Annotated in this window: 22 protein-coding genes and 2 pseudogenes; 12 read left to right on the top strand and 12 right to left on the bottom strand. The window is 64.4% G+C overall.

Annotated elements, in window-relative coordinates:
- Both ybgC and KYX69_RS06215 read right to left on the bottom strand, forming a co-directional pair.
- Window positions 1-468, bottom strand: coding sequence for a tol-pal system-associated acyl-CoA thioesterase (gene ybgC, locus KYX69_RS06220; RefSeq protein ID WP_300495073.1), 468 nt, complete (start codon window positions 466-468; stop codon window positions 1-3).
- A 206-nt stretch (window positions 469-674) separates the two neighbouring features.
- Entirely contained in the window at window positions 675-1,076 is a 402-nt protein-coding gene (locus KYX69_RS06215) for an EVE domain-containing protein (protein WP_300495070.1), read from the bottom strand.
- A 164-nt stretch (window positions 1,077-1,240) separates the two neighbouring features.
- Here KYX69_RS06215 and KYX69_RS06210 point away from each other — a divergent pair, with 164 nt between their 5' ends.
- Window positions 1,241-1,624, top strand: coding sequence for a hypothetical protein (locus KYX69_RS06210; protein WP_300495067.1), 384 nt, complete (start codon window positions 1,241-1,243; stop codon window positions 1,622-1,624).
- Between the two features lie 81 nt (window positions 1,625-1,705).
- Complete coding sequence (locus KYX69_RS06205; RefSeq protein ID WP_300495065.1) at window positions 1,706-1,978, top strand: DUF3297 family protein; 273 nt, start codon at window positions 1,706-1,708, stop codon at window positions 1,976-1,978.
- Window positions 1,979-2,010: 32 nt separating this feature from the next.
- Here the strand turns inward: KYX69_RS06205 and KYX69_RS06200 are convergent, their stop codons facing one another.
- From KYX69_RS06200 to KYX69_RS06190, 3 genes are all read right to left on the bottom strand, one after another.
- Window positions 2,011-2,757: an isocitrate lyase/phosphoenolpyruvate mutase family protein gene (locus KYX69_RS06200; RefSeq protein ID WP_300495064.1), complete on the bottom strand. Its 747-nt coding sequence runs from the start codon at window positions 2,755-2,757 to the stop codon at window positions 2,011-2,013.
- A gap of 75 nt (window positions 2,758-2,832) precedes the next feature.
- Window positions 2,833-3,633 (bottom strand): LytTR family DNA-binding domain-containing protein, encoded by an 801-nt coding sequence (locus tag KYX69_RS06195; RefSeq protein ID WP_300495061.1) that lies wholly within the window; start codon window positions 3,631-3,633, stop codon window positions 2,833-2,835.
- 102 nt (window positions 3,634-3,735) lie between these two features.
- Window positions 3,736-4,833, bottom strand: coding sequence for a sensor histidine kinase (locus tag KYX69_RS06190; protein WP_300495059.1), 1,098 nt, complete (start codon window positions 4,831-4,833; stop codon window positions 3,736-3,738).
- 116 nt (window positions 4,834-4,949) lie between these two features.
- On the opposite strand from KYX69_RS06190, the gene KYX69_RS06185 reads away from it, so the two are divergent.
- Complete coding sequence (locus KYX69_RS06185; RefSeq protein WP_300495056.1) at window positions 4,950-5,375, top strand: OsmC family protein; 426 nt, start codon at window positions 4,950-4,952, stop codon at window positions 5,373-5,375.
- A 140-nt stretch (window positions 5,376-5,515) separates the two neighbouring features.
- Here the strand turns inward: KYX69_RS06185 and gpmA are convergent, their stop codons facing one another.
- Window positions 5,516-6,202, bottom strand: a complete 687-nt coding sequence (gene gpmA, locus KYX69_RS06180; RefSeq protein WP_300495054.1) for a 2,3-diphosphoglycerate-dependent phosphoglycerate mutase — start codon at window positions 6,200-6,202, stop codon at window positions 5,516-5,518.
- Window positions 6,203-6,315: 113 nt separating this feature from the next.
- Between gpmA and KYX69_RS06175 the strand changes: the two genes are divergently transcribed.
- Window positions 6,316-7,038, top strand: a complete 723-nt coding sequence (locus tag KYX69_RS06175; protein ID WP_300495051.1) for a dienelactone hydrolase family protein — start codon at window positions 6,316-6,318, stop codon at window positions 7,036-7,038.
- Window positions 7,039-7,320: 282 nt separating this feature from the next.
- Here KYX69_RS06175 and KYX69_RS06170 read toward each other — a convergent pair whose 3' ends face one another.
- Genes KYX69_RS06170 through purB form a run of 3 tightly spaced genes read right to left on the bottom strand, consistent with a single transcriptional unit; the run spans window position 7,321 to window position 9,752 of the window.
- On the bottom strand, window positions 7,321-7,773 hold the full coding sequence (locus KYX69_RS06170; RefSeq protein WP_300495048.1) for an SMI1/KNR4 family protein: 453 nt from the start codon (window positions 7,771-7,773) through the stop codon (window positions 7,321-7,323).
- An 8-nt stretch (window positions 7,774-7,781) separates the two neighbouring features.
- Window positions 7,782-8,387 (bottom strand): hypothetical protein, encoded by a 606-nt coding sequence (locus tag KYX69_RS06165; protein ID WP_300495046.1) that lies wholly within the window; start codon window positions 8,385-8,387, stop codon window positions 7,782-7,784.
- Between the two features lie 51 nt (window positions 8,388-8,438).
- Window positions 8,439-9,752 carry an adenylosuccinate lyase gene (gene purB / locus KYX69_RS06160; RefSeq protein WP_300495044.1) on the bottom strand — a complete coding sequence of 438 codons (1,314 nt, stop codon included), beginning with the start codon at window positions 9,750-9,752 and terminating at the stop codon, window positions 8,439-8,441.
- A 260-nt stretch (window positions 9,753-10,012) separates the two neighbouring features.
- On the opposite strand from purB, the gene KYX69_RS06155 reads away from it, so the two are divergent.
- Window positions 10,013-10,549: a calcium-binding protein gene (locus tag KYX69_RS06155; RefSeq protein ID WP_300495041.1), complete on the top strand. Its 537-nt coding sequence runs from the start codon at window positions 10,013-10,015 to the stop codon at window positions 10,547-10,549.
- Window positions 10,550-10,632: 83 nt separating this feature from the next.
- Here the strand turns inward: KYX69_RS06155 and KYX69_RS06150 are convergent.
- A pseudogene (locus KYX69_RS06150) lies at window positions 10,633-10,920 on the bottom strand (RadC family protein); the annotation flags it as partial.
- 316 nt (window positions 10,921-11,236) lie between these two features.
- On the opposite strand from KYX69_RS06150, the gene KYX69_RS06145 reads away from it, so the two are divergent.
- The gene (locus tag KYX69_RS06145) at window positions 11,237-11,407 is read left to right on the top strand and encodes a hypothetical protein (RefSeq protein WP_300495039.1); all 171 of its coding nucleotides are present in this window, start codon (window positions 11,237-11,239) and stop codon (window positions 11,405-11,407) included.
- Between the two features lie 80 nt (window positions 11,408-11,487).
- Here KYX69_RS06145 and KYX69_RS06140 read toward each other — a convergent pair.
- Window positions 11,488-11,913 (bottom strand): annotated as a pseudogene (locus tag KYX69_RS06140) (hypothetical protein); the annotation flags it as partial.
- A 342-nt stretch (window positions 11,914-12,255) separates the two neighbouring features.
- On the opposite strand from KYX69_RS06140, the gene KYX69_RS06135 reads away from it, so the two are divergent.
- The 6 genes from KYX69_RS06135 to KYX69_RS06110 all read left to right on the top strand — a co-directional run bounded on the left by KYX69_RS06135 (window position 12,256) and on the right by KYX69_RS06110 (window position 15,474).
- Window positions 12,256-12,573, top strand: coding sequence for an AtpZ/AtpI family protein (locus KYX69_RS06135; RefSeq protein WP_300495037.1), 318 nt, complete (start codon window positions 12,256-12,258; stop codon window positions 12,571-12,573).
- 63 nt (window positions 12,574-12,636) lie between these two features.
- Window positions 12,637-13,401 carry a F0F1 ATP synthase subunit A gene (locus tag KYX69_RS06130; RefSeq protein WP_300495217.1) on the top strand — a complete coding sequence of 255 codons (765 nt, stop codon included), beginning with the start codon at window positions 12,637-12,639 and terminating at the stop codon, window positions 13,399-13,401.
- Between the two features lie 42 nt (window positions 13,402-13,443).
- Entirely contained in the window at window positions 13,444-13,671 is a 228-nt protein-coding gene (locus KYX69_RS06125) for a F0F1 ATP synthase subunit C (RefSeq protein WP_066658331.1), read from the top strand.
- A 67-nt stretch (window positions 13,672-13,738) separates the two neighbouring features.
- Window positions 13,739-14,230: an ATPase gene (locus KYX69_RS06120; RefSeq protein ID WP_300495031.1), complete on the top strand. Its 492-nt coding sequence runs from the start codon at window positions 13,739-13,741 to the stop codon at window positions 14,228-14,230.
- Window positions 14,223-14,855: a F0F1 ATP synthase subunit B gene (locus KYX69_RS06115; RefSeq protein ID WP_300495029.1), complete on the top strand. Its 633-nt coding sequence runs from the start codon at window positions 14,223-14,225 to the stop codon at window positions 14,853-14,855. Before KYX69_RS06120 ends, KYX69_RS06115 begins: the two co-directional genes overlap by 8 nt.
- A gap of 226 nt (window positions 14,856-15,081) precedes the next feature.
- On the top strand, window positions 15,082-15,474 hold the full coding sequence (locus KYX69_RS06110) for a DUF202 domain-containing protein (RefSeq protein WP_300495027.1): 393 nt from the start codon (window positions 15,082-15,084) through the stop codon (window positions 15,472-15,474).
- Here KYX69_RS06110 and KYX69_RS06105 read toward each other — a convergent pair.
- Window positions 15,464-16,783 carry an amidohydrolase gene (locus tag KYX69_RS06105; protein ID WP_300495025.1) on the bottom strand — a complete coding sequence of 440 codons (1,320 nt, stop codon included), beginning with the start codon at window positions 16,781-16,783 and terminating at the stop codon, window positions 15,464-15,466. The two genes, KYX69_RS06110 and KYX69_RS06105, sit on opposite strands and share 11 nt — an antisense overlap.
- Window positions 16,784-16,785 lie beyond the last annotated feature (2 nt).

Below are 16,785 nucleotides of genomic sequence, written 5' to 3'. Positions count from 1 at the left end.
TCAGTTTCCCTTCCAGACCAGCGGCACGAACGCTTCGACCCACTCCGGCGGTTGCCGCCGCGCGCGCCCCGTCGGGGTCACGAACGCCGCTTCCACATCCGCCTGGGTCAGCAATTCCCCGTTCCGCATGACTCGTTGCTGAATATTCACCGCCGCCGCCCGCACGCGCAGGACCCTGCTGACAACAACCAGCGCATCGTCGAGCCGTGCAGGGGCAACATAGCGGATGCCGATGTCGCGCACGACGTAAACCCCTTCACCCGCCTCATGCGCCGCCCGCTGATCGATCCCGGCACAGCGCAGCATATCCGATCGCGCGCGTTCCATGAACCGCAGGTAATTGGCATGATACACCACCCCAGACAGGTCGGTGTCCTCAAAATAGACACGCACCGGGAAGAGATGCTCGACGCCGTCGAAACGGCCCGAGACGGGAGGCAGGTCAATCACGCTCACCCGTGCGCCCATAGCGGCGGGGGGAATCGAAGTTCAACTGTCACTGTCGGCCCGTTCCCCAAGCGCGATGAACGGAGGGGCGGGGCGGTGGTTCCGTACTAGGCCGTCACGCCCGCGAAAGCGGGGGCCATCTCCCGGACCATCCACTCACCGCACCGGCACAATATGCCGATCCTGTAGGAGATGGGCCCCCGCTTTCGCGGGGGTGACGGACCCGTTCAACGTCCCGCCATCTCCAGCACCACGTCCCATTCCCCGGGGCTCACCTTCCCCACCGACAGCCGCGAATATTTGACCAGCTCCATCGCGGCGAGCCGGGGCTCGGCCTTCACCATCTTCAGCGTCACCGGATTGGGCAGCGGTTCGACCGGTTTCATTTCGACCGACACCCAATGTTTCCCCTCGCCATCGGGCTTGGCCTCGCGGCTCACTTCCATGATGCCGACGATCTCCAGCCCGATATTGCTGTGGTAGAAAAACGCCCGGTCGCCGACCTTCATCGCGCGCAGGTTCCCCGCCGCGGTATGGTTGCGCACGCCGTCCCATTCGGTGCTGCCGTCGCGCACCAGATCGTCCCAGCTGAACACATCGGGTTCGGATTTCATCAGCCACAGATTCATTGGGTTCGGCACTCCTGGTTCGCCGCCTCCATCGCGTCCCTTGATCTAAACCGCAAGTGAACGCACGATTCCGCAGCCGTTCAGTTCGACTCGCACAAAAGGCTATTCAGACGGACCTCAGAGCGTTGAGACGTCGGAATGTGCAGATGCACGAGGAGGAAGACATGAAGACGATGATCACCAAGGCGGTGCTCGGTCTCACCCTCGGCGCCACCGCGCTCACCGCGGCCGCGCCGGCAGAGGCCCAGCGGTATCGCCATCGCGACCGTGACAACACTGGGACCGCCATCGCCGCCGGCATTGCCGGTGTCGTGATCGGCGCCGCAATCGCCAGCTCGAGCCGCGACCGCTATGATCGTTATGATCGCTACGACCGCGGCTATCACGGCTATGACCGGTATGACGGCTATTACCGCCAGCGCGGCTATTACCCGCCGCAAAGCCATTATTACCGCGATTACGAGCGCCGCAACTGGCGCGGCTGCACCGTCCGTCGCGTCTACGACCCCTATCTGGGTCGCCGCGTGAAGGTGCGCTACTGCCGCTAAGCGGCTGGATAACAAGGCGGCGCGAAGCTCCGGTTTCGCGCCGCTTTTGTTTGCGCGCATTTCGGGTTAGAGGCGCGCGCCATGAGCGACACTCCTCCCGACCGGCTCTCGGTCAACCCGAAGAGCCCCTATTTCGACCAGGCGCTGCTCCAGCGCGGCATCGGCATCCGTTTCAAGGGCGTCGAGCGCCGCGATGTCGAGGAATATTGCGTTTCGGAAAACTGGATCCGCGTCCAGGTCGGCAAGACCATGGACCGCAAGGGCAACCCGCTGACGATCAAGCTGTCCGGCCCGGTCGAGGCATGGTTCGAGAGCCCGGCTGTGGGTGAGGGCGAAGGCGAGGCCGAGGCGTAATCAAATCCTCCCCTTCCAGGGGAGGATTGACCCTAACCCAACACCGCCCGCGCCGCGTCCTCGACCGCACGCATCGCCGCGCGGAACGGGAACGGCCCGTGGCTGATCCGCGCTACCCCAGCCGCAGCCACCGCAGCGGCATCCGGCGCGCCCGGAAACGCCATGAAGTTCACCGGCAACGGCGATTCGCGGCACACCCGCGCCAACAGGTCGAGATCGGCCAGCCCCGGCACGAAGAACCCGCTCGCCCCCGCGGCCGCATAGGCATGCGCGCGGGCAATGGCGGCGTCGACCTTGGCCGCATCATGCGTTTCCGACGGCGCCTGCAGGAAGAGATCGGTGCGGGCGTTGATGAAGAAGTCCGGCCCGGTCGCGGCGCGAATCGCGGCGATGCGCGCGGCCTGTGCCTCAGGGGCATGCATCCCGGAGCCGCCGATTACCTGATCCTCGAAGTTACAGCCAATCGCCCCGGTCGCCGCGAGCAGCGTCACGTTCGACGCGAGCGCATCGGGCGCGACCGCATAGCCGCCCTCGAAATCGATCGACACCGGCAGGTCGACCGCCCCGACGATCCGCCGCGCATTGGCGATGGCGAGGTCGAGCGGGAGTGATTCGGCGTCGCTGAACCCGTTGGCGGCGGCAACCGACGCGCTGCCGGTCGCGATCGCCTTCACCCCTGCCGCCGCAACGGCCTTGGCGGACCCGGCATCCCACACATTGATCAGCACCAGCGGCGCGCCCGGCACATGCAGCGCGGCGAATTCAGCGAATCGGCTCATGGACATCCCCTCTCGTTCCGGCCTTGATAGGCCTGGAACGAAAGTGGAACAATCCCGATTATTGCGATCATATTGTTAGTGAACGAACCGCGCCACGACATCGCGGTAGCTGCGGCTGACCTTCACTTGCGACCCCGAATCGAGCACCAGGAAACACTCGCCATTGGTGTGCGGCTTGACCTGCTTGACCTGATCCAGGTTGACAATGGTCGAGCGATGGACGCGCTGGAACCGCCGCGGGTCGAGCCGCTTTTCCAGATCCTTCATCGTCTCGCGCAGCACCAGCGTGTTGTCCGCGGTCTTGATGCACATATAATCGCCAGCGGCCTCGACCACTTCGATCGTGTCGACATCGACGCGGAAAATCTGCCCGCGATCCTTGATGTTGATCAGCTTCTCGTAACGGCTGGACGAGACGTCGGCATCGCTCGATGCCAGCTCCTCGGCCGCTTCGGGTGCAACCTCGGCCAGCACTTCCTTGAGCTTTTCGACCTCTTCGACGCCGCGCTTTTCGGTCAGCCGCTGGCGCACGCGCTCCAGCGTGTCGGCCAGGCGCCCTTCGTCGACCGGCTTCATCAGATAATCCATCGCATTCGCCTCGAACGCGCGGATCGCATGATCGCTATAGGCGGTGACGAACACGAACAGCGGCGGTTCGACCTCCATCAGCCCCTGAACGACCGAAAAACCGTCAAATCCCGGCATCTGAATGTCGAGAAAGACCAGATCGGGCTTGTGCGTCTTGATCGACCGGATCGCTTCGCGGCCATTCTGGCATTTGTCGATGATCTCGACATCCTCATGCGCCTGCAGCCGCAGCTCAAGGCCCTGAATGGCCAGTGGTTCGTCATCGACCAGGATGGTGCGGATTGTCATATCTCTCTCTACTCAAAAACGCGTCGTTCCGATGCCCCCGGCCCGACGCCCCACAACCCCTGCCTTTGGTCCTTCAACAATATGGTTACGCTTCGGTTCCGATCAGGCCGCCTCGCGGGACTGATCCTCGACCTGAAACGGAATTTCGATCTCAACGCGAAACCCGCGGCCGGGGTCCGAATGCGTCGAAAAGCGATGCTCCGCGCCAAATGTCTGTGCCAGTCGTTCCCGGATATTGGTGAGCCCAACCCCGGTTGAAAGGCTTGGCCGGTTCTTGCCTTCGATCAATCCCGGTCCGCTGTCGGATACGGTGATCTGCACCCGTTCGCCGTTGAGCCGAGCGGATACGCGGATTTCGGCGCCTTCCTCCTGCGGGGTCACCGCATATTTGATCGCATTCTCGACCAAGGGCTGCAGCAGCAGTGAGGGCAGCCGCGCCTTGGCGGTGCGCGGGTCGATATCGAATTCCGGCTTCAACCGGGTGTCGAACCGCATCTTTTCGATCTCGAGATACAGTTTCAGCGTCTCGACCTCTTGCGCCAGCGTGACATGCGCGGTCGGTTCGTTGGCGAGCGTATAGCGCAGGAAATTGGCGAGCCGCGCCAGCATCGCGTTCGCCCGATCGGTCTGTTTGAGCAGCACCAGGGTCGAGATCGAATTGAGCGTATTGAACAGGAAATGCGGGTTGAGCTGATAGCGCAGCATCGCGAGCTGCGCCGTGCTCGCCTGGCTCTCCAGCACCTGCATCTTGTCGATCTGATCCTCGACGATCAGGTAGAAGTTGATCCCGAAATACAGCGCCGACCACCCCGCGAGCACGGTGAAATTGAGGAACAGGCTTCCTAGGATCAGCGGCAATTCGATCCCCGGATCGCCGCGCATCACCGACACGGTAAAGGCGTTGAGCACGGCATAGACCAGGGTCGCCGCCGCCAGCGTCGCGATCGACGCAAGGATACCGGTGATCCGCGGCAGCCGCCGATAATAGCCATAGAGCGCCGACAGCAGCAGCGTCAGGCAATATCCCACGATCGCCTCTATCGTGACGCGGATCAGATCCTCGAAGCTGAACGTCCGGTTCGAAAAGTTCGAAACCGCACGCAACAGCAGATAGCCGCCCCAGCCCGCGCCCTGCAGCATCCAGAAGGCGCGGCTTTTCTGTTCAAAGAACGGGCGGGAGAAGATCGTCGGGTTGGTCATTGCCTGGCGGCTTCTCTACATCGCGACCGGCCATGTGGGAAGAATGCTGCAACGACGCTGCAACGATATCGTTGCACCTCCGTTTGGATTTCGCGACCAACCAAGGAGATCGAGAGATGACCACCCGCACCGCGACCGCCCGCTATTCCGGCTTCGGCAAGGAAGGGAAGGGCGCGATCACCACCCAGTCCGGCGTGCTGACCGACCAGTTCTACGGCTTCAACACGCGGTTCGAGGAAGAGCCCGGCACCAATCCCGAAGAGCTGATCGCCGCCGCCCATGCTGGCTGCTTCACCATGGCATTGAGCTTCGCGCTCGCCCGCGCGGGGTTCAGCGAAGGGACGCTGGAGACCAAGGCGGCGGTCAAGCTGGAGCAGAAGGATGGCGGCTTCACCATCACCCGTTCCGACCTGACGCTCGAAGCGACCGTGCCCGGCATCGACGCGGACCAGTTCGCCGACCTCGCCGACGAGGCGAAGAAGAACTGCCCGGTATCGAAGCTGCTGAACGCCGAGGTCAGCCTGGCGCACAAGCTGAACTAAAAAATCCTCCCCGGAACGGGGAGGGGGACCGCGCCCGAAGGGCGTGGTGGAGGGGGCCCGAGGCAATCGTCTCGCTCAAAGGAGGGCCCCCTCCGTCATTGCTTCGCAATGCCACCGCCCCGTTCCGGGGAGGAATGGGCTTACCGCTCGTTCAAATAATACCGATCCGTCGCGGTCAGATCGTCGGCCAGCTCATATACGATCGGCTGCCCGGTCGGAATCTCCAGTGACGCGATGTCCGCGTCCGAAATCCCCGACAGATGCTTGACCAGCGCGCGCAGCGAATTGCCGTGCGCCGCGATCAACACCCGCTTGCCCGCGCGCAGGTCCGGTGCAATCCGCTCCTCCCAATAGGGCAGAACGCGCGCGATCGTGTCCTTCAGGCTCTCGGTCTGCGGGATCGGGATGCCCTTGTAGCGCGCATCCTTGGCCAGGTCCCACGGCGACCCTTCCTCGGGCAGCGGGGGCGGGATGTCGAAGCTGCGGCGCCAGATCTTGACCTGATCGTCGCCGTGCTTCGCCGCGGTCTCCGCCTTGTCGAGCCCGGTCAGCCCGCCATAATGCCGCTCATTCAGCTTCCAGCTCTTCTCGGTCGGCAGCCACAGCCGCCCCATCGCCTCCAGCGCCAGGTTCAGCGTCTTGATCGCCCGGCTCTGAAAGCTGGTGTAGGTCATGTCGAAGTCCAGACCCTTGTCGCGCATCAGCTCGCCCGCCGCCCAAGCCTCGCGCACGCCCTGTTCGGTCAGGTCGACGTCCCACCATCCGGTGAAGCGGTTTTCCAGATTCCAGGACGATTGGCCGTGGCGGATCAGGACGAGCGTGGGCATGGGACCTCCGTGAAGTTTCGCACGCCCCTTAACGCTCAGGCTGAGCTTGTCGAAGCCCTGTTCTTCTTCCTAGGTACAAAGCGACCTTTCATCCGGGCGAACGGCGGCGCGACATGATCCAGCGACAGACCATCCTCTATGGCGGTCCCGGCGGCCCGTTCGAAGGGGTAGCAGCGTTTGACACCGACTGGACCGATCTGCGTCCCGGCGTGCTGATCGTCCCCAATGTGCTGGGTGAAAAGGAACAGGATCGCGTCACCGCCGAGCGGATCGCGGCGCTCGGTTACGTCGCGTTGGTCGGCGACCTCTATGGGCAGGGCAAGCGCACTACCCGCGAATCGCCCGATCCGGCGGTGTATATGAACCCGCTCAACGCCGATCGCCCGCTGCTCCGCGACCGCCTGTTCGCCAGCCTCGCCGCGCTCCACGCATTGCCACAGGTGGACACCGCACGGACTGCCGCGATCGGCTTTTGCTTCGGCGGCAAGGCGGTGATCGATCTCGCCCGCGCGGGTGGCGATGTGCGCGGCGTAGTCGCCTTCCACGGCATCTTCGACCCGCCGGGCTATGATTACCCGACCCCGATCGCGCCAAAGCTGCTGATCTGCCACGGCTGGGACGACCCGCTCGCCCCGCCCGAGGCAGTGACGGGTCTTGCCGCCGAGCTGACCGCAGCCGAGGCGGATTGGCAGTTGCTCGGGTTTGGCGGGGCAGGGCACGCCTTCACCGATACCAGCCTCAAGACGTCGACCCGCCCCGGCTTCGGCTACGACGCCAACGCCGACCGCCGCAGCTGGGCCGCGATGACGGGGTTTCTGTCCGAGGTGTTTGCGTGATCGACAATCCTCCCCCGCAAGGGGGAGGTGTCAGCGTAGCTGACGGAGGGGGCGGAAGGGTATCGGCCTGAGCCGAGAGGACGCCGCCATCCTCCCCCTCCGTCGCCTTCGGCGCCACCTCCCCCTGGCGGGGGAGGATTGAACCTCAGTTCGACGCAGCGTGCCCCTTACGCCCGACCAGCCGCCGCAACACCCGTCGCAACATCACCAGCGCCGCCACCGCTGCCACCTCACCGAACGAGCCGAAGGAGGAACTCCCCCGATCGCGCGATCTGTACGGTGCTATTTCAGGCTCGCGATGAAAGCGGAAAAACTCGCCGAAAGTTCAATCACATTCTCCAGCGAGCCATCCTCTGTATCGTCGAAATCCATTCCTGGGTCCCAAAAATACACGCGACCCCGATAGGGCTCGGCGACGCCAAGGCAGATCTTGCCGCCGGTTCCCTCTCCGCCAATCTTGATAATCCCCGGCGGCAGGCGTCGAGGATGCAGGCTGCACATATAGTCGAGCGTCTCTGTCGAACGGCTGCTGTCATTCAGCCTGTAGAATAGGATAAGCCGTGCGCCCCCCTCCTCGCTGCTGATCTCGAACACGGGTTGACCGTCGAGGTAGCCGCCGTTGGTTTTCAGAAGGAAGGCGCGATAGTCTTCCGGCAAGGAAACGCTGCGTCGCGCCTCAAAAGCGGCAACATCGTCTTCGGTGACCGTCCAACTGGTCGGCTTCAGGTTCAGCATAGCCCCCTTCAGGCCGAAGGAGTCCGCGGTTTTGCCGTACGGGGTGCGCGCGGTTTGGCCGGAGCCTTTGCGGCGGGCTTGGCAGCGAGTTTCTTCGCCGCAGGCTTCGCCGCCGCCTGCTTCTTCGCCGCCGCAGCCTTGGGGGCAGGCTTTCTCGGTGCAGCCGGCTTCTTCGCCGGCGCTGGCGCAGCTTCCGCAGCAGGTGCCGCAGGCGCGTCCGGCGCCTTGGGTGCCTCAGGCGGCTTGTCGCCGGTCAGCCGGGCGGTGATCTTCTCCGCCGCGCGCGCCGCGATCAGCGTGGCGAGCGACGAGGCGGTCTTCGCCAGATCGTCCATGCCGGATGCCTTGGGCGCGTCGGCAGCCGCCGCAGGGGCCGGGGCAGGGGCGGGCGCAGCATCCGCCGCCTTCTTGCGGACATTCCCGGCCAGCGCGACCAGTCCCGCAGCAACGATGTCCGCGACCAGCGGATGCTTGGTCAGCTCCAGCAGCTTGGCGCCCTGCTCACGCAATTCCTTGGGCAGTTCGATCCCGGCGACGGTCTTGGGCAGCTTGGGTGCCTTTGCCGCCTTGTCCTTCTTGCCGCCGGCCTTCTTCGCCTTGTCTGCCTTGGCCATCGTCGCGCCTCCATGGTGTGTCAGTTGAGTGACACACCCGGAGGCGTGCCGTCAATCCGCGAATACCCGCTCGAAAATGGTATCGACCGACTTGAAATGATAGTCGAGGTCGAACTTCTCCTCGATCTGCTGCGGCGACAGCGCGGCGGTGACCTCTTCATCGGCCTTGAGCAGCTCGAGCAGCGACAGCTCCCCGTCGCTCTCCCACACCTTCATCGCGTTGCGCTGGACCAGCCGATAGCTGTCCTCGCGGCTCACCCCCGCCTGGGTCAGCGCCAGCAGCACGCGCTGCGAGTGAACCAGCCCGCCCATGCGATCCAGATTCTTCTGCATCCGCGCCGGGTACACCAGCAGCTTGTCGATCACCCCAGTCAACCGCGCCAGCGCGAAGTCGAGCGTGATCGTCGCGTCCGGCCCGATATAGCGTTCGACCGACGAGTGGCTGATGTCGCGCTCATGCCATAGCGCCACATTCTCCATCGCGGGGATGACGGCGGCGCGCACCATGCGGGCAAGGCCGGTGAGGTTCTCGGTGAGCACCGGGTTGCGCTTGTGCGGCATCGCCGAGCTGCCCTTCTGTCCCGGCGAGAAATACTCTTCCGCCTCCAGCACCTCGGTGCGCTGAAGATGCCGCACTTCGACCGCGAGCCGCTCGATCGAGCTGGCGATCACGCCCAACGTCGCGAAGAACATCGCATGGCGGTCGCGCGGGATCACCTGCGTCGACACCGGCTCGACCGCCAGGCCAAGCTTGTCGGCGACATGCTGCTCCACGCGTGGGTCGATATTGGCAAAGGTCCCCACCGCACCCGAAATCGCGCAGGTCGCAATGTCGGCGCGCGCCGCGATCAGGCGGGTCTTGCAGCGCTTGAACTCGGCATAGGCTTCGGCGAGCTTGAGGCCGAATGTCACCGGCTCGGCATGAATACCATGGCTGCGCCCGATCGTCGGGGTCAGCTTGTGCTCATAGGCGCGACGCTTGAGCACGGCGAGCAGCTGGTCGAGGTCGTCGAGCAGGATGTCCGCCGCGCGCGTCAGCTGCACCGCAAGGCAGGTGTCGAGCACGTCGCTCGACGTCATCCCCTGATGCATGAAGCGCGCTTCGTCGCCGACATTCTCCGCGACCCAGGTCAGGAACGCGATCACGTCATGCTTGGTCACCGCCTCGATCGCGTCGATCGCAGCGACGTCGATGGTCGGGTTGGTCGCCCACCAGTCCCACAGCGCCTTGGCCGCCGATTCGGGCACCACGCCCAGCTCGCCGAGCTTCTCGGTCGCGTGCGCCTCGATCTCGAACCAGATGCCGAAGCGCGTTTCGGGCGACCAGATCGCGGTCATGGCGGGGCGGGAATAGCGGGGGACCATGGGAAAGCCTTTCGTGAGACGCGGCGCCCCTAGCAAAGCCCCGGCGGCGCGGCAAACATGGCGAAACGCAAGTGTTCCACTCGGTTCATCGCAATATTCGCACATGTTCGGGATGAGTCGAGACGCATCGCAGGCTAGTCGTGCATTTTGAAATAATCTTGTGGAACGTGACAAATATGCAACGCGTTCTTCCGTCACATGAGCCGCAAATAATCACGCGGCGTCATCTGTTTTATTCGATGAAGTGACTGGAGAATGACATGTTGAAATCTATCCTTCTTGCCAGCGCGGTTGCCATCTCTGCGCCTGCTTTCGCTCAGGACATGCCGCAGCAGCAGACGCCGCCGCAGGAGCAGCCGGCTCCGCCCGAAACCACCGAACCGGTCCCGCAGGAGACTCCGGCGCCGGCGACTCAGCCTGAGGCCGAGGTGACGCCGGAAGCGGCGCCGACTCCGGCTCCGACCCCGACGCCGACGCCGACGCCCACCCCGGAACCGCAGGCCCAGGCACAGGCAAGCCAGTCCGCGCCGCAGCCCGCAACCGCGACTCAGATCGCGCAGATCGTCGATCAGGGCTTTCCGACCTATGACAAGGATGCAGATGGCAGCCTCAAGCCAGAGGAATTCAGTGCCTGGATGGTCGCGCTGCGCTCGGCGAGCGAGCCCGGCTTCACCGGGGAAGCCGCTGCGGAAAAGCAGTGGCTGACCAACGCCCACGCCACGGCCGACGCCGATAAATCGGGCGGCGTGACGGTTGCCGAGCTCAAGACCTTCCTCACCCCCGCAGGGGCGTCGTAACAAAGTCTCCCCGGACGGGCGTACCGCATCGCGCCCGTCCACCGGCCGCCGGAGCTCGCTCCGGCGGCCGTTTTCGTGCACGCTTACATCAACCCTTGCGCGCGCAGGCTGACATGCCCGCCGGTGCCGATGACGATATGGTCATGCACCGCAATCCCAAGTCTTTTGCCCGCTTCGACGATATTGCGGGTCAGTTCGATATCCGCCCGGCTCGGACTGGGATCTCCGCTCGGGTGATTGTGGACCAGGATGATTGCGGTCGACCCCAGGTCGATCGCGCGGCGGATCACTTCGCGGACATAGACCGGCGCCTCGTCCACCGATCCTTCCTGCATCAGTTCGTCGCGGATCAACATGTTGCGGCTGTTGACACGGCTCTACACCTGATGGATTTCAGGGATTTACAGTATTCTCAATAGCTTAAGCGGATTTACCTGAACTTGGAGGGTTTGGCGCAACATGCTGATTCGAGTTCGGGTGACAGAAACGGCAGCTTTTGGGTGGAGCCAGTGCTCGGCTGAATGGCTGAACGTCGGGGCAAGATCGCGGGCGCAAGCACCACTTTGCTGCGACAAATTTCAAACCGGCTCACCATGCACCAGCATCTAGCGGCTGATTGTTTCGGGGCCGGTTGACCTTTCGCTCATTTTTCAAATACCCCCCTCTCTCCACGAAAGGAGATACGTGATGTTTGATAGCGAAGATCGTGAGTACTTCGCGCGGCGCGCTTCAATTTGCAGGGAGAAGGAATCGCAGGCGACCGATCCAGCTATCAAAAAGGTGCACGGCGAAATGGCGTTAGAGTATGAACGTCGCGCGCGTGGGGAAGCGCCACAAACTATCGTTAATCGGCTCTAGCGAGTTCGCCTGCGTAGAAGGCGATCCTCGAATGGCCGTTTCGAGTCGATTTCCAGCCAGAGCAGCCATCGTCAGTTCAGCACAACCTGTTTTTGACTGTTGAGATGCAGGACCCGCACCCGCTCGATCACATGATGCGCCATGTCCGCGCGCAGATAATCGAGCAGCGCCTGCCAGTTGGACAGGATCGGTCGCGCCGCCACCTCGCTCTTCAACAGCCGTAACGCCGCAGCATGCGCGATCTTGATCGCGGCGGCGCTGGTCTCGCCCATTCCCGGCACGCGTTCGATCGCCGCTGAATCGGCGGTCAACAGCCCGGCAACCCCCCCGAACTGATGCAGCAACGCCTTGGCCAGCGGCTTGGTATCCCGCCGCGGAATCGCGAGCGTCAGCAGATATTCGACCAGTTCATGGTCCATCAGCCCGTCGGCATCGGCCAGCAACCGCGCCCGCAGCCGCGCGCGATGCCCGGTCCCATCCGTAATCGCCTCGCCGCCGTCCCCCATAAGAGGAGCCTAGCGGCAGAGGGGAGGGTGGGGAAGGGGCGCAAGGATCAATTCCTCCCCTGCGCAGCAGGGGAGGGGGACCGCCCGCGCAGCGGGTGGTGGAGGGGCGGCCGCGTAGACGGCCGAACACAGCTCGGCAAAATTCCGCCCTCTGCGGGGCGGCCCCTCCGTCAGCGCTACGCGCTGCCACCTCCCCCAGCGAGCTGGGGTAGGAATGGGTTGCAACAATGTTGCACCGCGGTTGACTCGGGATGCCCCCCTTTCTAAAGCGCGCGTGCCTTGGCGGGCTCGCCGCTCGGCCCATGCGTTTCGCCCTGGTATCTGACAGGTGGGAGAGACGAAATGACCGAGAACGAGCCCGGACTGGACCCCCTCAAGGAGGATGGCCGCATCACGTCGCTCAATGAGCGGCTGGCGCGGGCAAAATCCGAAGAGGCGGATCGGCGGGGCGAGGGGCAGCAGGCCGGCGATCGTGATTATCGCATGGGCAACCGCGTCCTCGCCGAGCTGATCGGAGGAATGGTCGGGGGGGCGCTGATCGGGTGGGTGCTCGATCGGTTCCTGGGAACCTCGCCATGGCTCCTGCTCACGCTGCTTGCCCTTGGCATTGTCAGTGCGTTCAGGAACATCATCAGGATTTCGAACCAGCGCTCGAAGTGACGTTCGGGCGCTTGCGTTACATGGGAAACGGGCGTGGCTGACGAAGCGGGCAAGATCGATCCGATGCACCAGTTCGAGGTGACGTCGATTGCCGACATGTTCACCATCGGCAATCAGACGATCGCCTTCACCAACAGCGCGCTGTGGATGGCGATCGCCGCCGTCGCGCTGTGGATTTTCATGCTGGGCGGCATGAAGCGCGAAGTGATTCCCGGTCGCTGGCAGATGGCGGTCGAAGGCTTCACCGGCTTCATCGACAATCTGCTGAAAGCGAATATCGGGCATGAGGGGCGCAAGTTCCTCCCCTATGTCTTCTCGCTGTTCATGTTCATCCTGTTCGCCAACGTCATCGGCCTGCTGCCGTTCGGCGCGATCCCGGGCGTGCATCCGTTCACCGCGACCAGCCACTTCACCGTGACCGGCGTGCTGGCGATTCTGTCCTTCTCGATCGTCCTCGTCGTCGGTTTCGCGAAGCACGGCCTGCGCTTCTTCTCGCTGTTCGTGCCCAAGGGGACGCCGATCCCCGTGCTGATCCTCGTGGCGCCGATCGAGTTCGTCTCGTTCATGGTCCGCCCGTTCAGCCTGGCGCTGCGACTGTTCGTCGCGATGACCGCGGGCCATATCCTGCTCAAGGTGCTGGCCGGCTTCATCATCAATTCGGCCAATGCCGGCGCGGGCTGGGGCTTGCTGGTCGGCGTGCCCAGCTTCGCGCTGATGCTCGGCGTCTCCGCGCTCGAGATTCTGGTCGCCGGCGTCCAGGCCTATGTGTTCGCGCTGCTCACGTCGCTGTACATCAACGACGCGGTGCATCTGCACGATCATCACTGAGTTTTTTCCCACCAAGACCTGATTTTCTAAGGAGTGATTTCAATGGAAGCAGAAGCATTCAAGCTGCTCGGCGCCGGTCTCGCGGCGATCGGTGCTGGCCTCGCGGCGCTGGGCGTGGGTAACGTCTTCGCGGCGTTCCTCCAGGGCGCACTGCGCAACCCGGGTGCGGCTGCCAGCCAGCAGGGCAACATGTTCATCGGCTTCGCGGCTGCCGAGCTTCTCGGCCTGCTCGCGTTCGTCGTGGCAGTCCTGCTGATCTTCGTCGCCTGAAGTCTCTCCCGCCCTGCGCGTTGGTGCGCGGGGCGGACTTGAGGACGGACCGCGAGAGGACGGACCAATGCCCCAGATCGAACAAGTCGCAGCGACCTATGCGTCGCAGATCTTCTGGCTGCTGCTGACCTTCGGGCTCACCTTCGTGATCGTCGGCCTGGGCATTCTGCCTAAGGTTTCCGGCACGATGGATGCGCGCGACAAGTCGGTTGCGGACGACCTTGCCGCTGCGGAAGCGGCACGCGCGGCGGCCGATCAGGCCGAAGAGACCTGGCGCGCTCAGGAAAATGCGGCGCGTGAAGCTGCCCGCAAGCGTCTGGCCGAGGCCCGCGCCGCCGGTCAGGCGGAAAGCGACGCCGCACTCGCGGCCGCCAATGCCGAGATCGAGGGCCGCGTCGCCGCAGCCGAAGCCCGCATCGCGGAGGCAAGCGCCGCCGCAGCGGGTGAAATCGAATCGGTCGCGACCGATGCCGCGCGTGACATCGTTGCGCGCCTGTCGGGCGTGACCGTCACCCCGGCCGAAGCGGCACAGGCAGTGAAGGCAGCACTCCATGGCTGAGGCAGCACAAGTGACCGCGAGCACGGCAACCGATCCGGTCGCGCAGAATCTGAGCGACGCGTCCAAGGGCGAAGGCATGGGCCTTCCGCATGCGGGCGGCACCGAGGCTGACGGAACCGTGCATCACGCGGCTCCGGCGGTGTTCGGCATCGACGCGACCATGTGGGTCGGTCTGGCGATGCTCGCGCTGATCCTCGTGGTGGTGTGGAAGAAGGTGCCGTCGGCAATCGGCGGCATGCTCGACAAGCAGATTGCGGCGATCCGCACGCGTCTCGACGAAGCCAACCAGCTTCGCGCCGAGGCCGAAGCGCTGCGCGACGAATATGCGCGCAAGCTCACCAATGTCGAGCAGGAGGCCGCCGCCATGGTCGCCCATGCCGATGAGGAGGCACAGGCGCTTCTGGTCAAGGCCAAGGCCGATGCGGAAGACCTGATCCGCCGCCGCACCAAGATGGCCGAGGACAAGATCGCCGCCGCCGAGCGCGTGGCACTCGACCAGGTCCGCGCCACGGCCGCCGAAGCTGCGACCAAGGCCGCCGGTGCGATCATCGCGCAAAAGCACGACGCCGGCGCCGACAAGGCACTGGTCGACCAGACGATCGCGGGCCTTTCGCGGCTCAACTGAGCGGCGAGTTCAAGGCACAAGAACAGGGGCGCCGGTCGCAAGACTGGCGCCCCTTTTCTTGTTCATCGTCACCCCGGCCCCCGTGCCGGGGTCCACGGTGCGGCAAGCGCGGCGCACGAGGCTCGCACGTCGCGGCTGCGTCGGAGTGGACCCCGAAACAAGTCCGGGGTGACGAGATTGGCTACCTCCACCCGAAGCCAATCGCCACCTCACGCGTTCCCTCGACATGACCGACGCTAGCCCGTCCCGCTCCGAACTCGCGGAAGACCGCACCGACCTCGCCGAAGACCGCACCCTGCTCGCCAACGAACGCACGTTCAGCGGTTGGGCGCGCACCGCGCTGGCGACGATCGGCATTGGCCTCGGCTTTCACGTCCTGTTCGGCGCGCTCGAACCGGCCTGGCTGCCAAAGGCGATCGCGACCGTGTTTATCGCGCTCGGTGTTGCGATCATCTGGATGGCCGAACGGCGCGCCTGCGCGATTCAGAGCCGACTGTCCGCGCATAACATCCGCACGTTGCGGTCGCTCAACCTCCGGCTGATCGCCTGGGTCTATACGCTTGGCGCACTCGCGCTCACCGTCGCGTTGTGGCTGGTCAACGCCGACGCTATTTCTTGAGCAGATCCAGCACCGCCACCGTCATCGCCGTCGTCCCCAGCGTCACCGATGGCTTGGCATCGACCTTGAAGAACGGCGAATGGTGCGCGGGCAGCGTCTTCTCGCCGCGCTTGGCCGCATCCAGCTCGGCCTGCGGCGTTCCGCCAACAACGAAATAGGCCCCCGGCACGCCCAGCTTTTGCTCGATGAAATAGGCGAAATCCTCCGCCCCCATGCTCTCGCGCGGTTCGGTCTTGAGGATGTCCGCACCGAACGCCTTGGTGAATGCCCCGCGCACCCGCGTCGTCAGCGCCGGATCGTTGAGCGTCACCGGGGTCGATTCAAACCCGACCCGAACCTGCGGCAATTTGTCCTCGGGTAGCCCGTTCATCCGCCCGACATTGGCCGCGATCCGCTTGATCCCGTCGAGCAGCTTCTTGCGCGTCTCCTCGTCATCCGATCGCACCGTCAGCTGCAGCTCGGCCTTGTCGCTGATGATGTTGTGCTTGAACCCCGAATGGAACGACCCAACCGTGACCACCCCGGGCTTGAGCGGCGCGATCTCGCGGCTGACCAAAGTCTGCAGCGCCATCACGATCTGCGACCCCATCACGATCGGGTCCTTGCCCATATGCGGTGCCGCGCCATGCGTGCCGATGCCAAAGATCGTGATGTCGACGCTGTCCGATGACGACGAGCTGATCCCCGGCTCCAGCCCGATCTTGCCGGTCGGAAAGCCCGATGTGACATGGAACGCCACCGCATAATCGGGCTTGGGGAAGCGGGTATAGAGCCCGTCCTCCATCATCTTGCGCGCCCCGCCGATCCGCTCCTCGGCCGGCTGCACGACGAACACCACCGTGCCCTTCCACCGGCTCTTCAGCTTAGCCAACTGCCGCGCGGTGCCGATCATCGACGTGATGTGCACGTCATGCCCGCACGCGTGCATCACCGGCTTCACCACGCCGTCGATATCCTCCTGCGTCACACTCGACGCATAGGGCAGGCCGCTATCCTCCTTCAGCGGCAACCCGTCCATATCGGCGCGCAGCAGGATGGTGGGCCCATCGCCATTCTTCATCACGCCCACCACGCCGGTCCCGCCAACCCCCTCGATCACCTCGATCCCGCCGACCGCACACAGCTCCTTCGCCATGATCGCAGCGGTGCGGCTCTCCTTGTAGGACAGCTCCGGGTTCTTGTGGAAATCGACGAACAGCGCCTCCAGATGCGCCGCATAATCCGCCTCCACCGCCGGCGCGAAATCCGGCTCGGCCAGCACGGGCGCGGCGATCAGCGACGAAGCAAGCAGGGCGGTGAGCAGGCGCATGG

The organism is Sphingomonas sp., assembly GCF_030145815.1.
Classification (GTDB): Bacteria; Pseudomonadota; Alphaproteobacteria; order Sphingomonadales; family Sphingomonadaceae; genus Sphingomonas.
Note: the sequence above shows the minus strand (reverse complement) of the source record. Positions and strands in the feature narration are given on the sequence as shown.

Coding starts and splice junctions, on each gene's coding strand:
- KYX69_RS06105 (WP_300495025.1), bottom strand. CDS start 16,783: ATGCGCCTGCTCACCGCCCTGCTTGCTTCGTCGCTGATCGCCGCGCCC.
- KYX69_RS06185 (WP_300495056.1), top strand. CDS start 4,950: ATGACCACCCGCACCGCGACCGCCCGCTATTCCGGCTTCGGCAAGGAA.
- KYX69_RS06170 (WP_300495048.1), bottom strand. CDS start 7,773: ATGCTGAACCTGAAGCCGACCAGTTGGACGGTCACCGAAGACGATGTT.
- KYX69_RS06135 (WP_300495037.1), top strand. CDS start 12,256: ATGACCGAGAACGAGCCCGGACTGGACCCCCTCAAGGAGGATGGCCGC.
- KYX69_RS06115 (WP_300495029.1), top strand. CDS start 14,223: ATGGCTGAGGCAGCACAAGTGACCGCGAGCACGGCAACCGATCCGGTC.
- KYX69_RS06145 (WP_300495039.1), top strand. CDS start 11,237: ATGTTTGATAGCGAAGATCGTGAGTACTTCGCGCGGCGCGCTTCAATT.
- purB (WP_300495044.1), bottom strand. CDS start 9,752: ATGGTCCCCCGCTATTCCCGCCCCGCCATGACCGCGATCTGGTCGCCC.
- KYX69_RS06125 (WP_066658331.1), top strand. CDS start 13,444: ATGGAAGCAGAAGCATTCAAGCTGCTCGGCGCCGGTCTCGCGGCGATC.
- KYX69_RS06120 (WP_300495031.1), top strand. CDS start 13,739: ATGCCCCAGATCGAACAAGTCGCAGCGACCTATGCGTCGCAGATCTTC.
- KYX69_RS06130 (WP_300495217.1), top strand. CDS start 12,637: ATGCACCAGTTCGAGGTGACGTCGATTGCCGACATGTTCACCATCGGC.
- KYX69_RS06110 (WP_300495027.1), top strand. CDS start 15,082: ATGACCGACGCTAGCCCGTCCCGCTCCGAACTCGCGGAAGACCGCACC.
- gpmA (WP_300495054.1), bottom strand. CDS start 6,202: ATGCCCACGCTCGTCCTGATCCGCCACGGCCAATCGTCCTGGAATCTG.
- KYX69_RS06205 (WP_300495065.1), top strand. CDS start 1,706: ATGAGCGACACTCCTCCCGACCGGCTCTCGGTCAACCCGAAGAGCCCC.
- KYX69_RS06155 (WP_300495041.1), top strand. CDS start 10,013: ATGTTGAAATCTATCCTTCTTGCCAGCGCGGTTGCCATCTCTGCGCCT.
- KYX69_RS06195 (WP_300495061.1), bottom strand. CDS start 3,633: ATGACAATCCGCACCATCCTGGTCGATGACGAACCACTGGCCATTCAG.
- KYX69_RS06215 (WP_300495070.1), bottom strand. CDS start 1,076: ATGAATCTGTGGCTGATGAAATCCGAACCCGATGTGTTCAGCTGGGAC.
- KYX69_RS06190 (WP_300495059.1), bottom strand. CDS start 4,833: ATGACCAACCCGACGATCTTCTCCCGCCCGTTCTTTGAACAGAAAAGC.
- KYX69_RS06200 (WP_300495064.1), bottom strand. CDS start 2,757: ATGAGCCGATTCGCTGAATTCGCCGCGCTGCATGTGCCGGGCGCGCCG.
- ybgC (WP_300495073.1), bottom strand. CDS start 468: ATGGGCGCACGGGTGAGCGTGATTGACCTGCCTCCCGTCTCGGGCCGT.
- KYX69_RS06165 (WP_300495046.1), bottom strand. CDS start 8,387: ATGGCCAAGGCAGACAAGGCGAAGAAGGCCGGCGGCAAGAAGGACAAG.
- KYX69_RS06210 (WP_300495067.1), top strand. CDS start 1,241: ATGAAGACGATGATCACCAAGGCGGTGCTCGGTCTCACCCTCGGCGCC.
- KYX69_RS06175 (WP_300495051.1), top strand. CDS start 6,316: ATGATCCAGCGACAGACCATCCTCTATGGCGGTCCCGGCGGCCCGTTC.